This is a genomic window from Oceanobacillus timonensis (assembly GCF_900166635.1).
Taxonomy (GTDB): Bacteria; Bacillota; Bacilli; order Bacillales; family Amphibacillaceae; genus Oceanobacillus; species Oceanobacillus timonensis.
This window is the reverse complement of record NZ_LT800497.1, coordinates 1,411,801-1,435,173: the sequence shown is the minus strand read 5'-3', so window position 1 is coordinate 1,435,173 and position 23,373 is coordinate 1,411,801. Positions and strand designations below refer to the sequence as shown.

General features: G+C 39.7%; 22 protein-coding genes and 1 riboswitch. Of the genes, 6 read left to right on the top strand and 16 right to left on the bottom strand.

The features are described 5' to 3' along the window. Positions 1 to 18: 18 nt before the first annotated feature. The 5 genes from lipA to B7E05_RS06925 all read right to left on the bottom strand — a co-directional run bounded on the left by lipA (position 19) and on the right by B7E05_RS06925 (position 4,342). Positions 19 to 966: a lipoyl synthase gene (gene lipA, locus B7E05_RS06945; RefSeq protein ID WP_080873521.1), complete on the bottom strand. Its 948-nt coding sequence runs from the start codon at positions 964 to 966 to the stop codon at positions 19 to 21. 11 nt (positions 967 to 977) lie between these two features. Further along, the gene (locus B7E05_RS06940; protein WP_080876239.1) at positions 978 to 1,796 is read right to left on the bottom strand and encodes a lipoate--protein ligase family protein; all 819 of its coding nucleotides are present in this window, start codon (positions 1,794 to 1,796) and stop codon (positions 978 to 980) included. A gap of 500 nt (positions 1,797 to 2,296) precedes the next feature. Then, entirely contained in the window at positions 2,297 to 3,031 is a 735-nt protein-coding gene (locus B7E05_RS06935) for an SDR family NAD(P)-dependent oxidoreductase (RefSeq protein ID WP_080873520.1), read from the bottom strand. 23 nt (positions 3,032 to 3,054) lie between these two features. Continuing rightward, on the bottom strand, positions 3,055 to 3,810 hold the full coding sequence (locus tag B7E05_RS06930; protein ID WP_080873519.1) for an SDR family NAD(P)-dependent oxidoreductase: 756 nt from the start codon (positions 3,808 to 3,810) through the stop codon (positions 3,055 to 3,057). Between the two features lie 100 nt (positions 3,811 to 3,910). After that, on the bottom strand, positions 3,911 to 4,342 hold the full coding sequence (locus B7E05_RS06925; RefSeq protein ID WP_080873518.1) for a MarR family winged helix-turn-helix transcriptional regulator: 432 nt from the start codon (positions 4,340 to 4,342) through the stop codon (positions 3,911 to 3,913). A 159-nt stretch (positions 4,343 to 4,501) separates the two neighbouring features. Between B7E05_RS06925 and B7E05_RS06920 the strand changes: the two genes are divergently transcribed. Next, positions 4,502 to 5,263: an SDR family NAD(P)-dependent oxidoreductase gene (locus tag B7E05_RS06920; protein WP_245833007.1), complete on the top strand. Its 762-nt coding sequence runs from the start codon at positions 4,502 to 4,504 to the stop codon at positions 5,261 to 5,263. 190 nt (positions 5,264 to 5,453) lie between these two features. Further along, the gene (locus tag B7E05_RS06915; protein ID WP_080873516.1) at positions 5,454 to 5,789 is read left to right on the top strand and encodes a thioredoxin family protein; all 336 of its coding nucleotides are present in this window, start codon (positions 5,454 to 5,456) and stop codon (positions 5,787 to 5,789) included. A gap of 103 nt (positions 5,790 to 5,892) precedes the next feature. On the opposite strand, the gene B7E05_RS06910 is transcribed toward B7E05_RS06915, so the two are convergent. The 3 genes from B7E05_RS06910 to B7E05_RS06900 all read right to left on the bottom strand — a co-directional run bounded on the left by B7E05_RS06910 (position 5,893) and on the right by B7E05_RS06900 (position 9,441). After that, positions 5,893 to 6,639 carry an SDR family NAD(P)-dependent oxidoreductase gene (locus tag B7E05_RS06910; protein ID WP_080873515.1) on the bottom strand — a complete coding sequence of 249 codons (747 nt, stop codon included), beginning with the start codon at positions 6,637 to 6,639 and terminating at the stop codon, positions 5,893 to 5,895. A gap of 281 nt (positions 6,640 to 6,920) precedes the next feature. Beyond that, positions 6,921 to 8,534, bottom strand: a complete 1,614-nt coding sequence (locus B7E05_RS06905; protein ID WP_080873514.1) for an ABC transporter permease — start codon at positions 8,532 to 8,534, stop codon at positions 6,921 to 6,923. Between the two features lie 25 nt (positions 8,535 to 8,559). Then, positions 8,560 to 9,441 (bottom strand): ABC transporter ATP-binding protein, encoded by an 882-nt coding sequence (locus tag B7E05_RS06900; RefSeq protein ID WP_080873513.1) that lies wholly within the window; start codon positions 9,439 to 9,441, stop codon positions 8,560 to 8,562. A gap of 306 nt (positions 9,442 to 9,747) precedes the next feature. Between B7E05_RS06900 and B7E05_RS06895 the strand changes: the two genes are divergently transcribed. Then, positions 9,748 to 10,347 carry a TetR/AcrR family transcriptional regulator gene (locus B7E05_RS06895; RefSeq protein ID WP_080873512.1) on the top strand — a complete coding sequence of 200 codons (600 nt, stop codon included), beginning with the start codon at positions 9,748 to 9,750 and terminating at the stop codon, positions 10,345 to 10,347. 620 nt (positions 10,348 to 10,967) lie between these two features. On the opposite strand, the gene B7E05_RS06890 is transcribed toward B7E05_RS06895, so the two are convergent. From B7E05_RS06890 to B7E05_RS06870, 5 genes are all read right to left on the bottom strand, one after another. Further along, positions 10,968 to 11,327 (bottom strand): Lin0512 family protein, encoded by a 360-nt coding sequence (locus B7E05_RS06890; RefSeq protein ID WP_080873511.1) that lies wholly within the window; start codon positions 11,325 to 11,327, stop codon positions 10,968 to 10,970. 81 nt (positions 11,328 to 11,408) lie between these two features. Continuing rightward, the gene (thiM, locus tag B7E05_RS06885; RefSeq protein WP_080873510.1) at positions 11,409 to 12,188 is read right to left on the bottom strand and encodes a hydroxyethylthiazole kinase; all 780 of its coding nucleotides are present in this window, start codon (positions 12,186 to 12,188) and stop codon (positions 11,409 to 11,411) included. Positions 12,189 to 12,312: 124 nt separating this feature from the next. Beyond that, a riboswitch (TPP riboswitch) is annotated at positions 12,313 to 12,415 on the bottom strand. A gap of 364 nt (positions 12,416 to 12,779) precedes the next feature. Beyond that, positions 12,780 to 12,959: a sporulation histidine kinase inhibitor Sda gene (gene sda, locus B7E05_RS06880; RefSeq protein ID WP_080873509.1), complete on the bottom strand. Its 180-nt coding sequence runs from the start codon at positions 12,957 to 12,959 to the stop codon at positions 12,780 to 12,782. Between the two features lie 479 nt (positions 12,960 to 13,438). After that, positions 13,439 to 13,759, bottom strand: coding sequence for a carboxymuconolactone decarboxylase family protein (locus B7E05_RS06875; protein WP_080873508.1), 321 nt, complete (start codon positions 13,757 to 13,759; stop codon positions 13,439 to 13,441). Between the two features lie 19 nt (positions 13,760 to 13,778). Next, entirely contained in the window at positions 13,779 to 14,195 is a 417-nt protein-coding gene (locus B7E05_RS06870; RefSeq protein WP_080873507.1) for a cupin domain-containing protein, read from the bottom strand. Between the two features lie 728 nt (positions 14,196 to 14,923). Between B7E05_RS06870 and B7E05_RS06865 the strand changes: the two genes are divergently transcribed. Continuing rightward, a complete protein-coding gene (locus B7E05_RS06865; protein WP_080873506.1) occupies positions 14,924 to 16,501 on the top strand; it encodes a BCCT family transporter in 1,578 nt (525 codons plus the stop codon). A gap of 151 nt (positions 16,502 to 16,652) precedes the next feature. On the opposite strand, the gene B7E05_RS06860 is transcribed toward B7E05_RS06865, so the two are convergent. Together B7E05_RS06860 and B7E05_RS06855 are read right to left on the bottom strand one after the other, a co-directional pair. Continuing rightward, on the bottom strand, positions 16,653 to 17,399 hold the full coding sequence (locus B7E05_RS06860; RefSeq protein WP_080873505.1) for an SDR family oxidoreductase: 747 nt from the start codon (positions 17,397 to 17,399) through the stop codon (positions 16,653 to 16,655). Positions 17,400 to 17,487: 88 nt separating this feature from the next. Continuing rightward, entirely contained in the window at positions 17,488 to 18,066 is a 579-nt protein-coding gene (locus B7E05_RS06855) for a DapH/DapD/GlmU-related protein (RefSeq protein WP_080873504.1), read from the bottom strand. Positions 18,067 to 18,245: 179 nt separating this feature from the next. On the opposite strand from B7E05_RS06855, the gene B7E05_RS06850 reads away from it, so the two are divergent. Further along, on the top strand, positions 18,246 to 18,800 hold the full coding sequence (locus B7E05_RS06850) for a TetR/AcrR family transcriptional regulator (protein WP_080873503.1): 555 nt from the start codon (positions 18,246 to 18,248) through the stop codon (positions 18,798 to 18,800). A gap of 60 nt (positions 18,801 to 18,860) precedes the next feature. Beyond that, the gene (locus B7E05_RS06845; RefSeq protein ID WP_080873502.1) at positions 18,861 to 19,997 is read left to right on the top strand and encodes an MFS transporter; all 1,137 of its coding nucleotides are present in this window, start codon (positions 18,861 to 18,863) and stop codon (positions 19,995 to 19,997) included. A 68-nt stretch (positions 19,998 to 20,065) separates the two neighbouring features. Here the strand turns inward: B7E05_RS06845 and B7E05_RS06840 are convergent, their stop codons facing one another. Continuing rightward, positions 20,066 to 23,269 carry an efflux RND transporter permease subunit gene (locus tag B7E05_RS06840; RefSeq protein WP_245833005.1) on the bottom strand — a complete coding sequence of 1,068 codons (3,204 nt, stop codon included), beginning with the start codon at positions 23,267 to 23,269 and terminating at the stop codon, positions 20,066 to 20,068. Between the last annotated feature and the right edge of the window lie 104 nt (positions 23,270 to 23,373).

Genomic DNA, 23,373 nt, shown 5'->3' with positions numbered 1-23,373 from the left:
AATTTAAAAGGTATATTTTTAAAATGTCATATTATCCAATTCTTTTCCGCTTGTTTCTTCATAACCTTTCATATATTTAATTCGGCGTTGTGCAGCAGATTCGCTGACTTGTTCATCTGCATGGTAAGAAGAACGTACGAGCGGCCCCGCTTCACAATGCGTAAATCCTTTCGAAAGAGCAATTTCTCTTAATTCATCAAACTCATCAGGATGATAGTAACGTTCGACGTTTAAATGTTTTTTCGTAGGCTGCAGATACTGGCCGATCGTTACAATATCCACATGATTGGCTCGAAGGTCATCCATCGCCTCGATAAGTTCTTCTTTTGTCTCTCCAAGGCCAACCATAATGCTTGATTTTGTAGGGGTGTCTGGCGCAATTTCTTTTACCCTTCTCAATAATTCCAAAGAGCGATCATACCGGGCAATAGCACGCACCTTTTTCGTTAATCTTCTTACCGTTTCAATATTATGGTTGAAAATATCCGGACCGCTTCCCATAAGTGTATGCAAGCTTTCATAATCTCCCTTCATGTCTGAAGGTAAAATTTCAATCGTACAGCCAGGCACATTTTCACGAATTTGCCGTACCGTTTCTGCAAAAACAGCTGCACCGCCATCTTTTAAATCATCCCGGGCGACAGCAGTCACAACAACATGCTTCAATCCCATAATCTCCACAGACTCCGCTACTCGTTTGGGTTCATTCCAGTCCAGTTCATTTGGGAGACCTGTTTTTACTGCACAAAAACGACAGCCTCTTGTACATGTATCACCAAGAATCATAAACGTAGCAGTTTGACGTTCACTCCAGCATTCATAAATATTCGGACATTTTGCTTCTTCGCAGACCGTGTTTAAGCGTTTGTCACGCATTAAATGTTTCAAATGGTTATAAGACTTGTTCGTATTCAACTTAATTTTCAGCCATTCGGGTTTCCGTAAATATTCTTCTTGTTTTGCCATCTGATCGACTCCTATCTGGAATGGTTCCATTCATCTGTTACATATTTACTGTACATAAGCTCATGAATTTCCTGTTCTTGTTCTTCAGAAAGGGTAAACGTCTTCAATTCGATATCTAAACCTGTTTGAAAACCGGCTTTTAGCGCTGTTTTCGTTTCCTCCAAAGACACTTCTCTTCCAGCTGCTTCATCGATTGAAATCGCTTTATCATCAAATGCTGCACGGGCGCGCTGTTTGACTTTTTCATTACGATAAATAAACAAGTCATATAATGTATCCTTATCCACAGAGAGCGGAATAGATCCATGCTGTAATATAACGCCCTGTTTCCTTGTTTGCGCGCTCCCTGCTGCCTTCTTATTATCAATTACTAATTCATACCAGGAAGGTTCTTCAAAACAAACGGCAGATTGGGAGGGTGCCAGCTTTTCTTCCGGTACAGCAAAATCTGCGGCAATACCCAGATTGCGATACCCTTCTAATAACCCTTTCGACAAAATAAGATAGACGTCTTTGACGGACTTTGGCATCCATGGATGCTGTTCGGAAATGATAACGCTGTACGTAAGTTCCTTATCATGCAATACAGCTCGGCCGCCAGTTAATCTCCGCACGAGGTGAAATCCATGTTTTTCCACTGCTTGCAAGTCAATTCTATTTTTCGTTTTTTGAAAATATCCAACGGAAAGCCCGGCAGGTACCCACTCATAAAAACGAAGAACCGGCGGTATTTTGCCTTCGCTATGCCATTGGAGCAAGCATTCATCTACTGCCATATTATAGGCAGGTGTTTGTTTACCGGTGTCTAAAAAATACCACGTTTCTGTCATAACATATTTCTCTCCATAAGATGAGAAAACAAATCCCCCTTTAAATATGTATTTAATCCCTCTGTTACCTAATGAATAATTGCTCAAAAGCTGCCTGTTGGTATGCTTCTTCGCTTCTGGGGTGATAAATTTTTCTGGCTGTTTGCTTATGGTGATATCTGCGAAACTGGAACTTTTGAACATGTACTCTTAATAGTAAATGGTCACGTTATATATGTCAAAAAATCCAAAAAATTAGTAATATTTCATATTATATGAGTAAAGAATAGAGCAAACCAAATAACTGTATTCCCCTCTTTCCATTCGATACAGCACCCCTTCATCTATTTATATCTTAATCCTCATCAATTTACTTATGTTTAATAATAACACTCCGTGATAATTTTTGTAAAACAGAACTATTGTACAATAAATAAAAAAAGCAGAACACCGCTTATTTGCAGCATTCTGCTTTTGAAGACCTGTTTTATACAGATGTTTCAATCAAATGGCATTTGAAATTACAATGCTGTAATTCCACCGTCAATTACAAATTCGGAACCAGTAGAGTAGCTTGCTTCATCGGAAACTAAGAATACAACCATGTTAGAAACCTCTTCCGGTTGGGCGACACGGCGCATTGGGATAGCCTGTTTTATCTGCTCAATCGCTGCTTTGGCATCTTCTCTATCCAGCATCGGTGTTTGAATCACACCAGGATGAACCGAATTTACACGGATATTGAGTGGTGATAATTCACGGCTTGCCGCTTTTGTCATACCACGGACAGCAAATTTCGTATCCGTATAGCCAACTGCTCCGCCAACTAATCCATTCATGGAAGAAATGTTGACAATTGATCCCGATTCCTGTTTTGTCATAATAGGTGTGACAGCTTTCATTCCTAAAAATACAGAAACCTGATTAATATTTACGATTTTCATATAGTCATCTAATGATAGTTCTTCCAGTGGGGTATTAAATGTAATGCCGGCGTTATTGACCAATCCGTCAATACGTCCCCATTTTTCCATAACGGTATCTACTACTGTTTTCCAATCTTCTTCACTGGCTACATCATGTTTGATGAAAAGAACGTCTCCATTTAGTTCTTTCTCTGTTTGACGACCGCCTTCTTCATTAATATCTGTAAATGCTACTTTCGCTCCTGCTTCCAACACTTTTTCTACATGTAATTTTCCCATACCCTGTGCTCCGCCAGTAATAATAACTACTTTGTCTTGTAATCTGCTCATTTAAATCCTCCTACATTTGTTTTTTAATAAATCTTAATACTTCCCCCATCAACCATCAGTGTCTGACCAGTGATATATTTTGAATCTTCACTTGCTAAAAATACAGCAGCTGGTCCAATATCATGCTCCACATCACCAAAGCGACGGAGCGGGATTCCTTCCAATACTTTTTCATAGTATTCAGGATTTGCTTCTTTCCACTGCTCTACGCCTTCTGAATAAGCAATGGGGGAAATAAGATTAGCACGAATACCAAATTCGCCAAATTCATTGGCAATCACACGTGTCATACCCCGGATGGCTTCCTTGGCAACAACATAAGAGCCTTGATTTTTATCACCTTTCATTGCTGCACCAGAACCAAAGTTAATCATATTTCCTTTGGTTTCTTTCAAATAAGGAATGACCATCTGGGATAAATAAAATGTTGCAAAAAATCCAGTTTTCATGGATAACTCTAACTCTTCTTCAGTAATGTCTAAAAATCCTTGCATTCGGGAAGCATGTGCATTGTTGACCAAAATATCGATTTGACCATATGTAGCAATAACTTCATCTACGCATGCTTGTAAGGATGCTTTATCCGTTAAGTCGGTTTTTATAAATACTGTTTCATATCCCTGTTCATTTAATGCATCACTTAATGCTTTACCTTTTTCTTCTGCGATATCTACAATCACTACTTTGGCATTTTCTTTTACATATGCCCGGACGATACCTGCACCAATACCGCCAGCACCGCCAGTAACAATAGCTACTTTATTATCTAATTTAGCCATGTTCCTCCCCTTTCTTTTTTTACAGGATCGCAACTTTTATGCACATATTAAACATCCTATTGTTAAACCGTTTCCAAATCTCACTCAGCAGGTGAATTACTTAATTCAGCTGCTGAACTTGATGGATTAATTTCTTTTTAATCCGGAGTAATTGCACAATCTCTTCCTCGTCTAAAGCAGTATATACTTCATTCAATACATCCTGCCCCCGCTGCTGCGCCTCGTCCAATAATTCTTTTCCCTTTTCCGTAATCGTAATTAAAATGACACGGCGATCATTTTCTTGCGGTTTCCTTTTAATATATCCCTTTTCCACCAGCTTACTTGTTATTCCCGTAATTGCCCCGGAAGTATAACCAATTTCTTTCGCCATAACAGAGAGCTTTTCAGATTCTTTTTCATTTAATTTCCATAAAAACACAATCTGAGAAATACTTATGTTTCTATTAAATTTTTTCATAAACAAAGTCATCATTTTATCACTGAAGAGCTCTGTGTTATGAATAAGTTCAAAAAACAGCGTCTCTTTCATACGTTTTCCCTGCTCTTTCTAATGTCGTTAAATGCTTTTATATTATTATTTTAGCACTAAACTATTTAATAGTAAAATATTAAAAGTATGAATGATGTATACATTACAACTAAAACGGGAATATAGAAACGATGAATGAATTTGGGAAGGATGATAAATGTGACACAAGAACAAGATTTCAAAGGAAAAGTTGTATTAATTACCGGAGCAGCTTCCGGAATCGGCGAAGCAACTGCATTAAAATTTGCCGAACGCGGAGCAAAAGTTGCGATTGGTGATATTAATGAAGAGAGTAACAAGGTTGTTCAACAAATTAAAGATCATGGCGGAGAAGCTGTTTTCTTTCAAACAAACGTCAGTAATCCGGAGGAAGTCAAAGCGCTGGTGGAACAAACGGCTGCTCATTTCGGAAAAATTGATTGTGCATTTAACAATGCCGGCGTACTACCTCAAATTGCATCTTTTATTGATACAACTGTAGAAGAATTTGATAAAACCATTGCGGTTGACTTAAAAGGCGTCTTTCTCTGCTTGAAGTACGAACTGGAATATATGGTTCAAGCAGGCGGTGGAAGTATTGTAAATACCGCTTCTGTGGCTGGGCTGATTGCTGATCCGGATATGTCTCCTTATGTTGCTGCAAAACATGGCGTTGTTGGTCTGACTAAAGCTGCCGGAATTGAGTATGCAGATAAAGGGGTACGTGTTAATGCAGTAGCTCCCGGAGTTACTGCAACACCGCTGGCTAAGGAAAAACTGGAAGATCCTGAGATTAGAGAAGAAATGATTGGAAACGTCCCGGCAGACCGGGCGGCTAAACCAGAGGAAATTGCAGAAACGGTGCTCTACCTGTCATCTGATAAAGCAAGTTACGTGATGGCTCAGACATATGTTATCGATGGCGGTCAAATTGCTCACTAAACGTACTGCCCTTTTTACTGATAGACATCTAAGAATAAGGTGGAAACAGGTAACTTGATTCGCAAGTATATGGATAAATGAAATATAAAAGGCTATTTGTTATACACGAAGTAACATATTTGTTTTATCAAGCTGTTTCCCTTATATTAGAAATGATGTGGTACGAATAAGCTTTACGAGGTGGAGAACGATGAAAAAAGTATATGAACTGACTACCATACAAATGGCTGAGGACTTCCTGGAACATCATGAGCTTAGCTTCTTATTCATATCCAGACCAGATTGCAGTGTATGTCATGCCCTATTACCAAAGATAAGCAGTTTGCTGGATAATTATCCGCTGATTCATTTAGGACATATTGATGCTGCAAAGGTAGAAGAAGTAGCTGAAAAGTTCTCCGTTTTCACTGTCCCTATTATACTTTTAATCATTGAAGGCAAAGAATATATCCGGGCAGACCGCTTCGTCCGCTTGGAACAGTTAGAAGAAAAACTGGATCAGATATATGAATTGTATACGCAGTAAATTAGATTAGCCATTGCGGTCATGCTGCAATGGCTTTTTTAATCTGAAATAATCGATGCATTATTTGTCAAACAGCACACAGAGACGGAAAAGCCTTCCTTGCTTAAGGGAGACTCAACTTAGCCGTTCTGCCTCCGTCTACGGTATAAATCTGCCCAGTAATAAATCCTGCCTCTTCAGCTGCAAGAAAAGCCACAAGTGCAGCTACTTCTTCCGGAGAACCTGTACGAGCGACAGGATGAATGCGGCCGATGTTATTTCGGAACGCCTCTGCATCCGGTGTATTTTCAATGAATTCACGGTTTAGTTCCGTATCAATCCAGCCCGGAGCCACTGCATTACAGCGAATTCCTTCATGGCCATGATCCACAGCTACTGCACGAGTCAATCCATGGACTCCAGTCTTGGAAGCACTATACGCAGCATGCCCGGGGTTAGCAGCCAATCCTTCTACCGAACCAGTATTGACGATATTACCTTGCGTTTTACGCAGATAAGGTAATGCTGCACGAATCAGAAGAAAAGGAGCAGTCAAGTTCACATGAAGATTACGTTCCCAATCCTCCACACTTAATTCTTCAATGGAAGACTCTTGCATCATCCCAGCATTGTTAATGAGTACATCAAGCTTTCCAGCCCGATTGATAACCTCCTCTATCACCTGATCCGGAGTATGCGGATTGGAGAAATCTGCCTGCACCCAGTCAAATTCTTCATCTTTCCCACGTTGTGCAGTGATGACAGTCGCTCCTTCATCACGCAGCCGGCAAGCAATCGCCCGACCAATCCCAGAGCGCCCGCCTGTCACCAATGCTACTTTGTTTTCAAAACGCTTTACTTGTGTTGCCATTATTATATTCCTCCTTAATTACTACAGTTCGTTCATCATCCCTTTCCTTTATTCCTTATGGAAACGGAAAAATCAGCAAAATGAAATAGTAAGAAAAAATGTATACTTCAAACATTTCAGCTATTAAAAATTTAAGGGAAAAGTTATGACATATATTCCATTTCAGTGTAACATGTTTTTTATCTTTTAAGAGACAGGATAATAAATAAACCAATCTATTCCATGCATAAATGGAGTAGATTGGTTTATACAATGTAAATGAATTCTTTTCTTCTTTGCGATTAAGCCCCTTCTATCATATCTCGCTTACGATAACCAAGGTAGCCAATAATCATCAAAGCAATACTAATCACCGTTATAACAATAAAAATTGGTCCATCAAATTGGTCCATTGGCATTTGCGGAATCCAGCTTTGCACAGCTGTTTTTAAAAATCCTTCCGGCAAATCCAAAATACCATCAAAATAATTTAGGATAAAGGAATAGCCAAGATACGCATAGACTATTTTCCCTAACTTCGGTGCCCAGCCAAGCGCTAAAGCTGCAAGTCCTGTGAAGAATAGCACGGACGGTAAGAAGTTATATCCAGCCGCAAGAAAATCAACGAAATCCATGGAGGCACTATCTCCCATAACCAACTTAGCTGTACCACCAAGGCCGCCGGCAGCCAGTAAAGTCCCGATTAAACCGGCAGCAATAGCTAAAGCCATTGTCGTCCAGTAAAATTGACCGCGGGTAACTTTGGTGGCGTGGAGCTGACTTAAATGCAGACGGCTCTCCTCAGCGAAAAGCTTATTCACAATGACAATCGGCAGAATAGAAACCAGCACGATCATGACCATCATAATGGTAGCTGTAAAAGATTCTTCAATAGAAACGCCTGATTGCGCAAACATTTGCGCCATCATTTCATTACTTTCAAGGAACGTCTGCATATCTCCGTAAATGGAACCGTATGCTGCCCCCATCACAACAAAAGCAATCAACCAGCCAATGATGACCCCTTTATTCAATTTGGTAAACAACCCCCGCACAGATAATAGAGATTGTTTTGCATGGTCTCTTCCTTCTCTTTCAGGCAAATAACCTGCGCCCATATCACGCCCGCCTTCCAGTGCAAAAGCAATCATGACCATCGCCGCACTGAAAATCAAGGCAAAAAGAATCGGCAGCCAGTTATTATCGGTAAATGGATACGTCAAATATGTCCAGCCAAGCGGATTGAACATAGATAAATCCACATTTGATACATCGGTTCCGGCACGAATAATATAAAGCAATCCAACGAGACCTAAAGCCGAACCTGTTGCACTGGATGAAGCTGGCATAATTTGTGCCAGCACCAGACCGATTCCTGCTCCAATCACACCGGCTATCCCAACTGAACTTCCAAATAAAAAGGAACCTTGGACAGAAATCGTATCTGCACCGAAAATCATTAACAGACTACTGATAACAAGCGCCAATAGCACATTAATAACAACCACTTCTACCATTGCTGCAAGTGAGTTTGCCTGCCGTCCGATTTGAAAAGAACGCACCAGTTCTGTCAGCCCGAGGTCTTCTTCCTTCCGTGTATGCCCTACAACATGCAGAACAGACATAATCATCGCAAACAATCCGCAGAATAATAACATTTCATGCGCATACATGGCTCCTAATGTATATTCCGCGGCTGTTTCAATGGGTGTCGGACCAACCATGGAGATCATCGCCGGGTTTTGCAATGTTTCATACATTCCAGCCAGCCCTTCCCCTTTTGCTATTTCTTCAAATGCAGGAACAAAGCCACCGGAAAATAATCCGACTCCTAAAATCCAAAAAATAATTTTTTTCCAATCGCGCTTTAGATACTGCAAAAACAATATATCCCAACGTGCAAATTTTTCCTTCATTGTCCTTTCACCTCCCTATCCGTGCTTACCCTTCATAATGCCGCATGAATAAGTCTTCCAATGTTGGCGGAACCGCTTCAAACTTCTTCACACCCAATTTCGTTGCTTCCGTTAAAATAGCATTGATGTATTTATTGTCAGCCGAAAAAGTAGCTTGATTGTCTTTTTGCGCAAAATCATGGACACCTTCTACAAATTCCATTTGTGAAACATCCCCCTCTGTCGATAAGGTAACAGCAGAACGGGTCAAATGCCGTAATTCATCCAAGGTTCCAGACTCTACAATCTCTCCCTGCCGAATAATCACGACCCTGTCAGCTAAACGCTCTACCTCACTCAAAATATGAGAAGACAGCAAAATGGATTTCCCTGCTTCTTTGATTTTTTCTACTTCTTCCTGAAAAACGGCTTCCATCAACGGATCAAGACCGGAAGTCGGCTCATCAAATATATATAAATCGGAATCCACGGATAAAGCTGCAATCAAACCAACCTTTTGCCGGTTCCCTTTAGAATACCCTTTGGCTTTTTTCTTCGGATCCAGTTCAAAACGTTTGATTAAATAATCTCGTTTGTGCTTATCTCCACCGCCATGCAGCTTCATAAATAAGTCAATAATTTCTCCGCCAGTCAAGCTTCCCCAGAGCGCAACATCACCCGGCACATAGGAAATACGTTTATGAATTTCCAGACTTTCTTTCCAAACGTCCTTCCCAAAAATTTCTGCCTGCCCGGCATCCCGTTTGATAATTCCCAATAAAGCGCGAATCGTGGTTGACTTTCCAGCACCATTCGGACCAATAAATCCGACGACTTCTCCCGCTTCTACAGTAAAGGTCACATCCTTTAATGCTTGAAACTTACCAAACTTTTTTTGCAAGCCTTGTAATTTCACAATTTTTGTCATAAGGCTAACACTCCTTCTCTCCTTATTTTCATACACGGTGTATCCAGTTCTGCCCTTTAAACCATGCTGCAGACAAAATAAAACCAAAATACATTTCACAGTTCAAAAATATAAAATAAATAAATAGTTTTAAACTATATATCTATATTATGGTTCAATATTATTCCTTTTTATGATTGAAGTCAATATAATATATACTATTTTTTATTTGCCAGTTCATAATTAGATAGATATAATAAATAGGAAGAGAAACGTTCATTTCAAAAAATTTTTAAAGAAATGCGCTATAGAAAGCAGGTCATACATGTGAATGGTTTTGAAAAACGGACAGAAGAAAAGAAAAAACAGATTTTAGAAGCAGCTTTTGAGCTGATGAACGGTGATGCAGACGCTGGAAATGTAACCATGGAGGAAATCGCGAAGCATGCGAATGTCGGCAAAGCGACCCTTTTTAAATATTTTGGCAGCAAGGATAACCTGATTCATGAAGTTTTCCAGGACTTTATTAATCAATTGATTACCGGTGCCAGAGAAATCATAGCTGAAGATAAATCATTTGAAGAAACGTTGATTGCATTAAGCCAAAATAAAATTGGCTATTTAGATAAAATCAACCATCAATTTTACATGCGTATGATGGATTTTTTTACGAAAAAAGATGACGAAGGCTTGTCTTTGATGATGCAGAAATTTAATGAAGTAAATTACGATATGTTATTGGATTTATTCCATCGGGGTCGTAAAGAGGGGAAAGTGGATCTGAAATATTCGGATGAATTTCTGCTGCTGTATTTCCAGGCAATTGTAGAAGGTATATCCAAACCGCAGATTTACGAGAAAATTGCCCCTTATACCGAAGAATGGACAGAGATGCTTATTAAAGGGATTGCGCCGAGGAAGGATTGATACTGCGCAACGCAATCCTTCCTCGGCGCAATTTCAACAAAAAATCGCAAAATAATAATTTTGCGATTTTTTTGTTATTTCATGCTAAAATAAAGGAACATACGGCAGACAAATCACTTTTGTATGTTTTGTATGTAATTCCAACCTCCATGTTAGCACTTTGCTAATTGAAAGGAAGCGCTGCAGTGGAGACACGAAAGAAACGAAGAAAAATAAAAAAGCAAGAAACTTTCCGAAATAGAATAGATTTAACCAGAGGCCTCACCAACCTTGTTAAAGTTATTTCTATGATTCGTGACTGGTTCTTGTGACATTTTTTCCACCCTTTTGCAAGGGTGGTTTAAAAAAAGAGCCGGGAACCACCCGGCTTCTTTTCTTCGCTCCAGTGGAACGCGAAAGAAACGTCTTCCATTTTACACCTTTATTTTAATTCAATCTGGAAATCCTGTCAATAAAGTGATACTTCCAGTGTTTGAATGTCATAAAGGTTCTATTATACTATTCCCCTTATATAAATATTTATGCTTCATACTTTCATTTTGAATGAATTTTTCTTGCGCTCAAAACATTGGATACTAACTCTGTTAAGCGTTTTTCCTTCATTTTTCTTCCCGTTCTTCCTAATATCCCACTTCGACCACTGCATTGACAATATACATTAAATCATTTTTATCCTCTTGGTCACTTAGATAGATACCGCTGGTTGTAACCAATCCGCCATCTAACTTTTCCACTGACACATCGCCGTACGGTATTAATTTTTTTATTTTTTCTTCATCCAGGTGATTCCCATCTCTCGGAATGCCTAATTTTACATTTACTTTCATATTGTTTAAATCTTGGTCAGGCAGCGCGTTTTGAACTCCTGGCATCGAATTAGAGTGAATCGCATCGATAACAGCACGTTTGGAAGCTTCGTTAATATCTTGTCCATGTAAATCTACACCTGTACCTGTCTGGATAAATAGCATTTGTTCCATGTTTTTTTACTCTCCTTTTTGTTTATTTATAGCTTCGAACTAAAAATGGTTGCCCATTCTATTTCTCCCAAATAATACATACTACCATTCTTCCAACCGCTTGTACTTATCTACCATTTGTTGATCCAGAAAATATAATGTGTCCAACAGTGCCGGAATAAAGAAACCGGGCCCTTCTGCTTTTTTCATCGCCAACTCCGCTGCAATTCCATAGGCTGCGGTTACCTCAACGCTTGCTTCATACACATCTTCTCCAACACTGACATATGGCCCGACGAGCGAGGTAAGTAAACAGCCGCTGGTTGTAATATTCTGCAGCATCGCGTCCCCATTTCCGCAAAGTGTCGTACGCATGCCATCGGTAATCACATCTGTTTTTCCGGTTGCAATGACGACCGTATGATATTTATTTGCTACAGCCTTTGCAATTTCCGGATCAATTTCTGCAATGGTGGAGTCAGGACTTTTCATGGAATCAAACACATTTCCTAGTACAGCAATTTCTCCTGCATTGGCCCGAATAGCGGTAAATTGAACCTTTTCCAACAGTTCATCAATGACTTCTGTTCGAAATGTTGTTCCTCCCACAGCAATTGGATCCAAAATAACCGGAACGCCTTCCTCATTCGCTGTTTTCCCGGCAATTAGCATAGCTTCTGCACGTTCTTCCGTCAGTGTTCCGAGATTCAACACAACCGCTTGGGCATTTTGCGCATTCTCCACCGCTTCTTTCGGCGTATGCGACATAGCCGGAGAAGCACCAATGGCAATCAATCCATTCGCAGCAAAGTTCGTGGCTACTTCATTGATGACATTATAAATAAGCGGTCTTTTTTCTTTTATTTTCCCGATGTAATCCATACTCAAACAACTCCTCCTGTCATAGACTCGAATTGGAAGTTTCCAGAATACCTTTTTACATCAAATAAAAAACCACCCCAAAATGGAGTGGTTACATTTACGTTAATGATACAAATTCACCGTATGTCTGCCATCTCCACTTTCCTACGCTAGTACGAGCTAGATCAGGTTCAAAGGGATTAAGATGATAATCTTATCTCAGCCAAGTGGCACCCCTAGTGGTTTTCTATTCAATGTTACGTTCATTCTAATAGTAAAAATGATTATTGTAAAGGGATACATTACTTGCACATTACTAGATCCACCTTTGTTTGAATCTATCACGTTACGGTTTATTCCCATCAGATTCCTTTTCCAGTTGAAAATAAAGAAATAACAGCCTTCTTATTTCCCAGGAAATTACCGGCCGTTTTCATCATGCCATTTAAGAATGAAATCAATTTTTATAAAACAAAAAGAAGGCAGCGTTTCGTATACTACAAGTACGAACACTGCCTCTTTCAGCCCTAAATGTAAGGCTTGCAGATTCTACTTCCGATTACAGCATATTATTGATTACCAGGTGATAAAACTATACATATCCGGCCGCTATCACCTTTCAAAAATATCCGTCATGCTATTGTCTTCATCGTGCCTGTACTCACTCCTCTCTCTTCTTTTTTGGATTTCATTTTTTAAAGTTGCACAAAAATTCTTCTCTAATTTTAAATAGATTGCATTTCTCAGCGTCTCTTTTAAAAGCGCATCTGACAAATGCCTGAGACTATTCATGGATATTCCTCCTACATTTGCATTTTTGAACCCGTTGATTTTCAAGAACCGGAAGTAGAATCTACATAAAATATTACAAAGTGAGACAAAAAGAACAAAATAATGCGTCAATAAATGACAGCAAGAATAAAATTCCTTCTACTTTAAATACAGGACAAATTGGCAGAGTGAATAAGGATGTGGTTGGCCTGACCGTAGCAGAATTTTACCTTGGGATGATATCAACTTGAAAAATACGTTATCTTCGTTAGATATTTTTAAATGATGACAGGAAGGGGATAATGTAGATGATACGAAATATACTACGCCGTCCCTATGCGTTGCCGATTTTGATGTCATTTTACATCCCCTCCTTCTTTTCAACATGAAAAAACGCTTTCTTTATCGGAATGGATCATTTTATTATTTCCCATCCCGATAAAGAGAGCGTTATTCGTTCTTACTTGTTTGGATTCTATACATCTATGATTTAATACCATTTACGCTTCATCAAAAATTTCTTTCGCTGTATTCAAAGCACTCCAGGCTTTAGGCCATCCTGTGTAGAAAGCCAGATGCGTTATCAATTCGACTACTTCTTCTTTGGTCACACCGTTTTGTTTTGCCATGTTTAAATGCGCCTCTAATTGCGGTACGCCTTGTGTCATTAGATTGGCACAGGTAATCATACTACGGTCGCGCGGAGATAATTCGGACTCTCTGGACCATACTTCACCAAATAATACATCATCGTTTAGAGCCGCAAATTGGGGAGCAAATTCTCCCAAATTGTCACGGCCTGCTGTTTGTTTCTTTGCCATGGTTTATCCCCTCTTTCTATTATTTTTCTTCTAATTTGGAATAAATATCATCCGAAACAGGTTCCAGCCATTCCGGGGTGCCAGCTGTTATAGCAATATGCTCAAACCAGCTGTCCTTTGTCGCACCATGCCAATGTTTGACTCCGTCGTGCGTTACAACTACATCACCGGGTTTTAAAAATTGGGCCGGTTTCCCTTCTTCCTGATACCATCCTTCTCCGCCAGTTACCAGCAATAATTGATAACCGTCATGATGGATATGCCAATTATTACGGCAGCCAGGCTCGAATGTCACATTACCAACACCTACGCTGACTTCCGGATCGGCAACTAAACTTTGCAGATAGCTTTGCCCGACAAAGTATTGCGAAAAAGCATCATTCTTTTCGCCTGCCGGAAATATCACGCCATTTTTTACGTCTTCATTTTTCGCCATTTTTTCTTCCTCCTTATTTTATCGTTTTTGATTGCGCTGATTTATAACTGTAAGACTTGCCACGGATTCACGCAGCATCATGATGAAACCTGAAAAAAGTTTTTAAATGAATGCTTTATGCTGCCTAACAAAACTGTTTTCCGAGCTTTAAAACAATATGGACTGACTTTACATTTAATCCGATTGCTTGTCGGAAATCCAGTTTTCCCCACTACATGTTTTTTCATCCCACGATTTCAAACATTTTTATTTCCAGAAACGTTATATTCATAAGAGATTTATTCCTTCGAGAAGCGGCAGCTGCTCTCAACTCCCTCACAATTCCATATTACAGCTGTATTCATGTATCGTCTAATACCTTTTAGATTAAGGAATATGCTTTAAAAGCATATTTAAATATGTCATTCTGCAAGGACAGCAGATGAATGAAAAATAGGGTATGATGATATTTACTACTTACCACATTTCTAAAACTTCAACATACGATTCAGCTTCTTTGCTCTCCTCGTTAAAATGATTCTTTTTTATCCTGTTAGACTAAAAAAGAACAGCAGAAAATATTTTCGATTCGCCTTCAAGCAACTTTTTTATAGAAGATGCATCCAGAAATAGTTCATTTAACTGCCAAAAACAGCGTTCGCAATAAATAACAGGTTTACTTGCTTCCATTTGTGGTTATGTTACAATAAAACACAGCTTTCTTAGATATAGGAGGAGAAAAACTTGTTATGAGTAAAAAATCGAATAAGAACTTTTCCAGCGTATTTACATATGCGTCGATTATCGTTGGTATATTAGTTGTGCTGGGTGCTGTTTTTCCTGATCAATTTGGACATTATTCAGGAGCAATCGGCGATTGGGTGACCGAAACTTTCGGCTGGTATTATATGGCAGTATTCACTGTCGTCTTATTTTTCTGTATCTTTTTAGGTATCAGTCCTATTGGTAAACTGAAATTGGGGAAACCAACGGAGAAACCGGAATTTAACACCATCTCCTGGTTAACGATGTTATTTAGCGCCGGTATGGGAATCGGGTTAGTGTTTTATGGTTCATCAGAGCCAATTTCCCATTATCTTGCACCACCTACCGCTGACCCGGAAACCAAAGCTGCCTTAGCGGAATCAATGCGATCTACTTTCCTGCATTATGGATTCCACCCTTGGGCTGTGTACGGTATAGTTGCATTAGCACTTGCTTATTCCCAGTTCAGAAAAGGGGAAGTTGGTCTTTTATCAAAAACATTACGACCTCTATTCGGAGATCGTGTTGATGGACCGCTTGGAAATATCGTTGACATATTAGCTGTGTTTGCAACGATTATCGGTGTAGCTGTTTCCTTAGGTGTAGGAGCCATGCAAATTAACGGAGGGTTAAACTACCTCTTTGGTGTTCCGAATAACATCATTACCCAAGGGATTATTATCGCTATTGTTACCGTGTTGTTCTTAATCAGTGCTTGGAGCGGATTAAGCAAAGGAATTCAGTATTTAAGTAATTTAAATATGATTTTAGCAGGTCTGTTATTCCTGTTTGTGTTGATTTTAGGACCGACTTTACTTATTCTCAATATGGTAACAAGTTCAACAGGGGATTACTTAACGTCACTTTTATTTAGCAGTTTGGATGCAGCGCCATTAAATGACCAGAAACATGAGTGGATGCAAACCTGGACATTATATTATTGGGGCTGGTGGATGAGCTGGAGTCCATTTGTCGGCATATTCATTGCAAGGGTTTCCCGCGGGAGATCTATCCGAGAATTTGTCTTAGCTGTTTTATGTGTTCCAACCCTTGTAAGTATATTCTGGTTCAGCGCTTTCGGTATGACAGGAATCGAAACGGGTCAAGGAGCACCGCAAATATTTAATCTGCCGCCTGAGACGCAATTATTCGGTATTTTCAATGAACTACCTTTAAGTATCATCCTATCTGTTATTGCTCTGGTGCTGATTTCATCTTTCTTTGTTACTTCAGCAGATTCCGCGACATTTGTATTAGGTATGCAGACAGCCTTTGGAACCTTGCACCCTAAAAACTTTATCAAAGTGGTATGGGGCGTATCATTATCAGCGATTGCATTTGTATTACTATTATCAGGTGGAGAAACCGGATTAGATGCATTACAATCGGCCGCTATTATATCGGCATTGCCGTTTAGTATCGTCGTCATATTAATGGGTATCGCCTTCTACAAAGATGCAAACCGAGAAAGAAAATATTTAGGTTTGACCATTACACCAAATAAACGAAGAATGCAAGAATATATAAAGAAAACAGAAGCAGAAGAAGAGCAAGAAAAATAATGAACCGAATGGTTCAACAAATATATAGTACATGCAAATAATTTTATCATCTAAAAACCCTTGTATCAGATGGATACAAGGGTTTTTAGATGATAATGTGACATGCAGATGCAAGTTCACTTTATCTGAAAATAAAATGATATTTTTCCTCTTACCAAGGCTGTGTAGTCGGTCCAATCGTAAATTCATTTACATTGGTATCTTCCGGCTGATCGATAGCAAACGCAACAACATTCGCAACACGATCTGGTCCGATTTCATATTGATTATACATTTCATTGGTACCTTTTGCAGTTTCTTCATCTGTGATGGTTTCAAGCAGTTCTGACCGGACAGCTGCCGGATAAATCGTTGCCGTACGGATATTTGTTCCTTCCTGAGCAGATTCCATACGCAGAACTTCCATTAAATCACGTACTGCCCACTTGGTTGCGCCATAGACAGCACCACCAGGATAAGCTTTGAGGCCTGCAACCGAAGAAGTTGTAATCACATGTCCGGATTTTTGTTGTTTAAATTCCGGCAGAATAGCTTCTATACCATTTAAAACACCTTTTAAGTTCACATCCACCATTCGATTCCATTCACCACTCTTCAGTGCAGATAATGGAGAGTTTGGCATTAAGCCGGCATTTAAGAAGATAACATCGACTTTACCAAATTCCGTCTTGGCTAAATCTACTAACTTCTGATTATCTTCTACTTTTGTGACATCCGCTATCTGATAAACTGCCTGTCCACCATCATTGGTAATGACTTCCGTTAATTCTTGCAGTTTTTCTTCGCGGCGGGCACCTAACACCAATTTCGCTCCTTGGCTTGCCAACAATTTAGCAGTAGCTTCACCAATACCTGATGATGCTCCTGTGACAATCACGACTTTGTCTTTAATGGCCACTTTGAACTCCTCCTTTGCTCATACTGCTGTTTTCCCTTCCATCCAAATGCTGAAACCTGACAGGTACATCGTTATTTTATTTCTGCTTTCACTCCATTTTATCTGCTAATGTAGACAGTAACTTCGCCGGATTACCGCCGACAATCGTATTCGGTGCTACATCTTTGGTAACAACAGAACCAGCTGCCACAACAGCATTTTCGCCGACTGTAACGCCAGGAAGTATCGTCGCATTGGAACCAATCCATGTTCTATCTTTCAATATCACTGGCTTCAGGTACATTGTCCCTCTGTTTTCCGGATTATAATCGTGGTTAATGGTTGCCAGAACAACATTATGACCGATCAGGCATTGATTCCCGATAAGGATTTGCCCTTGATCCTGAAATCGGCATCCGGAATTAATAAATACATTTTTTCCTATTTGAATGTTTTTCCCGAAATCCGTTGTAAATGGGAGAAATAAAGAAAAACCCTCATCTAATTCTTGACCGGTAATTTGAGACATTTGTTCTTTTATCTGCTCATCTGTATAAACTCCGGTATTTAAATGAGCGCATAAGCGTCTCGCTTCCGTGGATACGGCTACCATTGCCTGATTAACTTCAGAGCCGCCAATGATGACTCCGTCTGCTTCCATTTTTGATAAAAGCTCCTTCAATTCCATTTCATAGCCCTTCTTTCTATCCGAATCTAACCTTTGAAACCATCTTCATCATATCATAAGATAGTGTTTTTCAAATATCAAATAGCTATGCCTTATATACAAAAAGCAGGTTGACGTGTTGGTTCCATAATTGGTAGACTACACTAGAAAGGTCGTTCTACATAAAGGAGAAATGAAAAATGAGCCGTTCGACAAAAAAAGAAGCATTACTTGATGTTGCGGAAGCATTGTTTTATGAATATGGATTTCGCGGAGTAGGTTTAAAACAAATTATAAAAGAAGCCAATGTAGCTACCATGACGCTTTATAACCATTTTTCTTCTAAAGATAATCTGGTTGAAGAAGTCCTGAAACAACGTGAAGCACGTTACTGGTCTTACTTGGATTCCTATGTAGAAACAGATGCAGAATCCCCTTTTATTCTTGCAGTGGAAGCACATGGTCTCTGGTTAAAAGAACAATCTTATCAAGGAGATTTGTTTTTACGAGCAATAGAAGATTATGCAGGAACGGATAATGAAATTGAAAACATTGCAAGAAGTCATAAAGCAAAATTGCTGCAGTATTTTCAAAAATTGGCGAACAAAAAGGGAAAAGATAACGAACAAGATTTAGCGAACCAATTGACGTTGCTCTTGGAAGGAACAACTTCGATGACAACATTAATTGGAGCAGAGCAAGCAACAAAATATTCTATTAAGATGGCGAGGACACTTGTCCAACATTCATCTTAATTTTTTTACTATAAATTAGAAAGGTCGTTCTATATATTTTCAAAAGTTAGGATGAGCAACATGAAATTTTCAAAATTAGTTTTGCCTGGCGTGACAATGATTGCTGCTGCTTACGGGTTGGCAAGGTTCAGCTTTGGTCTGCTCCTCCCGGCAATCAATACATCCATGGAGATGACCGATTCGACATCCGGCGTTATCTCCTCCCTATTTTACATTGCTTATTGTGTAACAATTATTTACTCTACTGTTATCACAACAAGAGAAGGACCGAGAAGAATGATTATACTGGCCGGTTTGTCTGCATTTCTCGGACTGTTATTGATGGCCGTTACACCGAATGTTTGGCTGCTTGGATTAGGCGTATTGCTCGCTGGAGGTAGTACAGGCCTGGTATCCCCTCCTTATGGAGCCGCAGTCTCCCTTTGGATAAAAGAAAAGCAGCAGGGAAAAGCAAATACATGGATTAATTCAGGAACGGGTTTTGGGATTGCGCTTTCCGGCTTAGGTGCTATTTTACTGACACCTCATTGGCGCTTCACCTATGCCATCTATGCGGTTTTAGCATTATTTATTCTCATATGGAACTATAAAGTCATTCCGAAAATGGACACCGGCTCAGGATCAACATTAATGTTTAAAAAAGGAAATCTTTCACTGCAAGGTGCAAAAGGATCAACCAATCTGGTTATAGCTTCCCTTATTTTAGGTTTTTCTACTGCTGCATTCTGGACATTTTCCAGGTCATTTATCGAAATGGCTGGAGATTATAGTAATGCACAGCTCTCCGGATTTTGGGTGATGATTGGTATTTTCGGTGTCCTTGGAGGATTTTCAGGATCAATGATTGAAAAAGGCGGACTGCCTTTCGCTTATAAAATAGGAAGCTTGGCCATTGCTTCTGCCTCTATCATCCTGGCCTTGGCTCCGGAAAATTTTCTGATCGCTTATGTATCTGCCGGATTATTTGGCTGTGCTTATATCTTTTTAACTGGTGTTCTTCTAGTATGGGGCATTCGCGTTTTTATTAAGAATGCATCGTTAGGTATCGGTGTTCCCTTTCTGCTTTTGGCAGTTGGACAAGTCATCGGTTCTTCGCTAGCAGGTGTATTTATGGAGACATGGGGGTATACAGCTTCCTTTATAACTTACGGAATCATCGGCATGGCAGCTGTTTTAATGGGACCAAAAAAATCGTAAAAAGAAAATCCAAACTTATTCGTTGCCAGAATAAGTTTGGATTTTCTCATTTACCTTTTTATTCTATTTTACTCTCTCTGATCCGGGTTCTCATCAGATTGGTCTTCTTCAGAATCGCCATGCACTTCCTCTTTTTCTTGCTCAGAAGATGCAGCAGCTTCCTGTTTCTTTCTTTCATCCACTTGACGCTGCGTAATGATTTCTCCATCCGGCGTCATATATTTTTTATTCATTTTCCTTGTTTCCGGATCAATAAAGCTATAGATAATCGGAATGACAAACAAGGTTAAGAATGTGCTTGCAGTCAATCCGCCAATGACGACAATCCCCATTGGAGCAATGCCTTCCATGCCTTCTCCAAGTTCCAGTGTTAATGGAAGCATACCGAGAATCGTGGTAATAGCTGTAATAAGGATTGGTCTGAATCTGTCTTGCACACTGACTTCAATAGCCTCATAAGCAGACATTCCTTTTTCTTTCTGTTGCTGGATATAATCCACAATCAAGATCGCATTGTTTACAACAATCCCGATAAGGAGAATGAGACCTACCATGGCTATCACACTCAGCGGATTATTGGTGATTAACAGAGATAGAGCAACACCAATAAATGCTAATGGAATCGTCATGATAACCGCAAACGGTGCTTTAAATGATTCAAATTGAGCAACCATGACAAGGTAGATAAATACAATTCCAAGCGCAATGGCTAACATTAATTGCGGAATCGCATCATTGAGCATTTCCATATCTCCGCCCATTGAATGCTCGGTATCTTCATGCAGGTCAAGATCATCAATCTCATTTTCAATCAACTGACTCGCTTCATTTAATGAAAGACTGTCGCTGAAGGAAATGGTTAATTCTCTTGTATCTTCCATCTCATCTCTATTAATAAGCGTAGGTGATTCCCCTTCTTCCAGAGAGGCAACATCGCCTAAGTCTACATATTCACCTTCATCATTCGCAATCGAGATATTTTCAAACGCTGCTTCACTTTCCAAGACATCAGCAGGATACTTCACATTAATGGTAGTAAAGCCGTCTGTTTCTTCAATCGTAGAAGCTTCAACACCATTGGTTGCTTCATATAAAGCTTCTCCAACCTGTGCCGGCTGTAATCCATTATCTAGCGCTTCTGCACGGTCAACAACTACCTGTAGTTCTTCCACCGTTCCATCATTGCTGGAAGTTACACTATTAATATCCTCTTCTTCTTCCAATGCATCGATCACATCTGTTTCTGCTTCATCCAAGCGTTCTTCATCGTCATCCGACAAATTCAGGACAACCGAATTTGGTTCTCCGGCACTTGCCTGGGACATTGGAACAACATCAATTTCTGCAGATGCATCTGTATCCTGAATATCATCTTCCACTTCATTGATAAACTCAGAAGTGGTTATATTCCGGTCACTGGCATCTGTTAATTGTACGCTCACCGTTGCTGAATTGCTTTCATCTGTAAAGGACATCATACCAGATGAACCGGTTGTACTTAGATAAGAATCCACTTCATCATGATTATCCAGTTCCGCTTCAATATCTTCTACGGTGTCTTGTGTGTCCTCCAGCAGAGTTCCTTGTTCTTTTTCAACTTCTACTGTCAGAAAGCCTTCATCTTGTTCCGGCATGAATTCCATTCCCTGTACAAACAAGCCAATAGCTCCGGCAGCAAATAAGACAACAGCAGTAATCAATACAGATACTCTATGTCTGAGCGTCCATGCGGAGGCTCTTCTTAATCGTTTCATGTAGCCTTTTTGTTTCCGTTGCGATTCGTCCATATTTTTCGGTTCTGTCAAAATACGGCTTGCCAGCATTGGCACAACGGTTACCGCTACAAACAAGGAAGCCAGCAGACTGAACACGACTGTTATCGCTAATGGGGTGAATAACTGTCCCACTAAGCCGGTAACGAACACAACCGGTAAGAAAACAGAAGCTGTCGTCAAGGTAGAAGCAAGTATGGCTGTAAATACTTCCCTTGTTCCTTCTCGTGCTGCTTGTTTAGGATCTTTACCCATGGATAGATGTCTGTAGATATTTTCAATAACAACAATCGAGTTATCTAAGAGCATCCCGATTCCAAGTGCTAAACCACCTAATGTCATCATGTTGATACTGATATTTGTGAAGAACAGCAAAGCAAAAGTGGTAATAACGGAAAACGGAATAGACAATCCGATAATCAACGGTGCTTTCAAGTTTCTTAAAAACGCAAACAATACAAACATGGCCAACACGGCACCACTGATAAGGGAAACATAGATACTGTCAATCGCCATATCTATATACTCACCTTCGTCATAAAGCGTGCTGACAGAAAGCTGTTCATATTCATTGTCTTCCAGTAAAGCATCCAGTTCTTCATTAAATTCTTTGTTTACAGAGGACGCGTTCGCACCATCTGCCAACATCATTTCCAGCTGGACAGCATCTTCCTCATTATAACGGGTAATCACACCTCCGTTATCTTCCGAGATAGACACATCTGCAACGTCATCCAGCGTCACTTCCTCATCAGGCATGTCAAGCAATACCAGATCACGCAGTTCATCCAAGCCTTCTAATTCATTCGTTGTCCGTGTCGAAATATTGTATCCTTGCTCTGTATCTTCAATTGTATCGATAGGCATGGAGATATTATTCGCCTCTATCATTCCAGCGATATCTGACTGTGATAGATTGTAGTCACTCAAAGCTTCTGTATCTAATTCCACAGCTACTTCTCTATCCATCAAGCCATTAACATTAATGGATGCGACTCCTTGAATCGACTCCAGTTCATTTGCTAAATCATTGACTTGATTTTCAAATTCCGCTGTATCTCCATTGGTTGATGTAGCTGCCATTTGTATACTTGGCATCATGGAAATATCAAATTCGATAAAACTCGGATCTTCCGCCTGATCAGGTAACTCGGCAGAATCCATGGTACGGGTTATTTCATTTTCTACTTCATCAATGGTCATATCATAATCAAATTCTAAAAAGACCATCGAAGAAGCTTCCTGTGATTGGGAAGAAATATTCTGTAACCCTGTAACTGTAGAAAGATCCTCCTCAAGAGGTTCTGTCACATTATCCAACACTTCTTCCGGCCCCGCGCCCGGATAACTTGTTGCCACAACAGCAACAGGCGGATTAATATCAGGCATCATTTGAATCGGCAGCCTGGTTAATGAAACACTGCCCAGAATTAAAAGGACCAACATCACAACGATCGTGAATTTTGGTCTCTTAATCGAGAAATTCGATAAATTCTTCACTTACAAAACTCCTTCTATTTAAATTTTGGTATAGACCTTTTTATTGGCTATTTAAAAATTGAACAACGTGTTGTATTATTTATTATAAGGAGAATATATAAAAT

Coding starts and splice junctions, on each gene's coding strand:
- lipA (WP_080873521.1), bottom strand. CDS start 966: ATGGCAAAACAAGAAGAATATTTACGGAAACCCGAATGGCTGAAAATT.
- B7E05_RS06940 (WP_080876239.1), bottom strand. CDS start 1,796: ATGACAGAAACGTGGTATTTTTTAGACACCGGTAAACAAACACCTGCC.
- B7E05_RS06935 (WP_080873520.1), bottom strand. CDS start 3,031: ATGAGCAGATTACAAGACAAAGTAGTTATTATTACTGGCGGAGCACAG.
- B7E05_RS06930 (WP_080873519.1), bottom strand. CDS start 3,810: ATGGCTAAATTAGATAATAAAGTAGCTATTGTTACTGGCGGTGCTGGC.
- B7E05_RS06925 (WP_080873518.1), bottom strand. CDS start 4,342: ATGAAAGAGACGCTGTTTTTTGAACTTATTCATAACACAGAGCTCTTC.
- B7E05_RS06915 (WP_080873516.1), top strand. CDS start 5,454: ATGAAAAAAGTATATGAACTGACTACCATACAAATGGCTGAGGACTTC.
- B7E05_RS06910 (WP_080873515.1), bottom strand. CDS start 6,639: ATGGCAACACAAGTAAAGCGTTTTGAAAACAAAGTAGCATTGGTGACA.
- B7E05_RS06905 (WP_080873514.1), bottom strand. CDS start 8,534: ATGAAGGAAAAATTTGCACGTTGGGATATATTGTTTTTGCAGTATCTA.
- B7E05_RS06900 (WP_080873513.1), bottom strand. CDS start 9,441: ATGACAAAAATTGTGAAATTACAAGGCTTGCAAAAAAAGTTTGGTAAG.
- B7E05_RS06890 (WP_080873511.1), bottom strand. CDS start 11,327: ATGGAACAAATGCTATTTATCCAGACAGGTACAGGTGTAGATTTACAT.
- thiM (WP_080873510.1), bottom strand. CDS start 12,188: ATGGATTACATCGGGAAAATAAAAGAAAAAAGACCGCTTATTTATAAT.
- sda (WP_080873509.1), bottom strand. CDS start 12,959: ATGAATAGTCTCAGGCATTTGTCAGATGCGCTTTTAAAAGAGACGCTG.
- B7E05_RS06875 (WP_080873508.1), bottom strand. CDS start 13,759: ATGGCAAAGAAACAAACAGCAGGCCGTGACAATTTGGGAGAATTTGCT.
- B7E05_RS06870 (WP_080873507.1), bottom strand. CDS start 14,195: ATGGCGAAAAATGAAGACGTAAAAAATGGCGTGATATTTCCGGCAGGC.
- B7E05_RS06865 (WP_080873506.1), top strand. CDS start 14,924: ATGAGTAAAAAATCGAATAAGAACTTTTCCAGCGTATTTACATATGCG.
- B7E05_RS06855 (WP_080873504.1), bottom strand. CDS start 18,066: ATGGAATTGAAGGAGCTTTTATCAAAAATGGAAGCAGACGGAGTCATC.
- B7E05_RS06850 (WP_080873503.1), top strand. CDS start 18,246: ATGAGCCGTTCGACAAAAAAAGAAGCATTACTTGATGTTGCGGAAGCA.
- B7E05_RS06845 (WP_080873502.1), top strand. CDS start 18,861: ATGAAATTTTCAAAATTAGTTTTGCCTGGCGTGACAATGATTGCTGCT.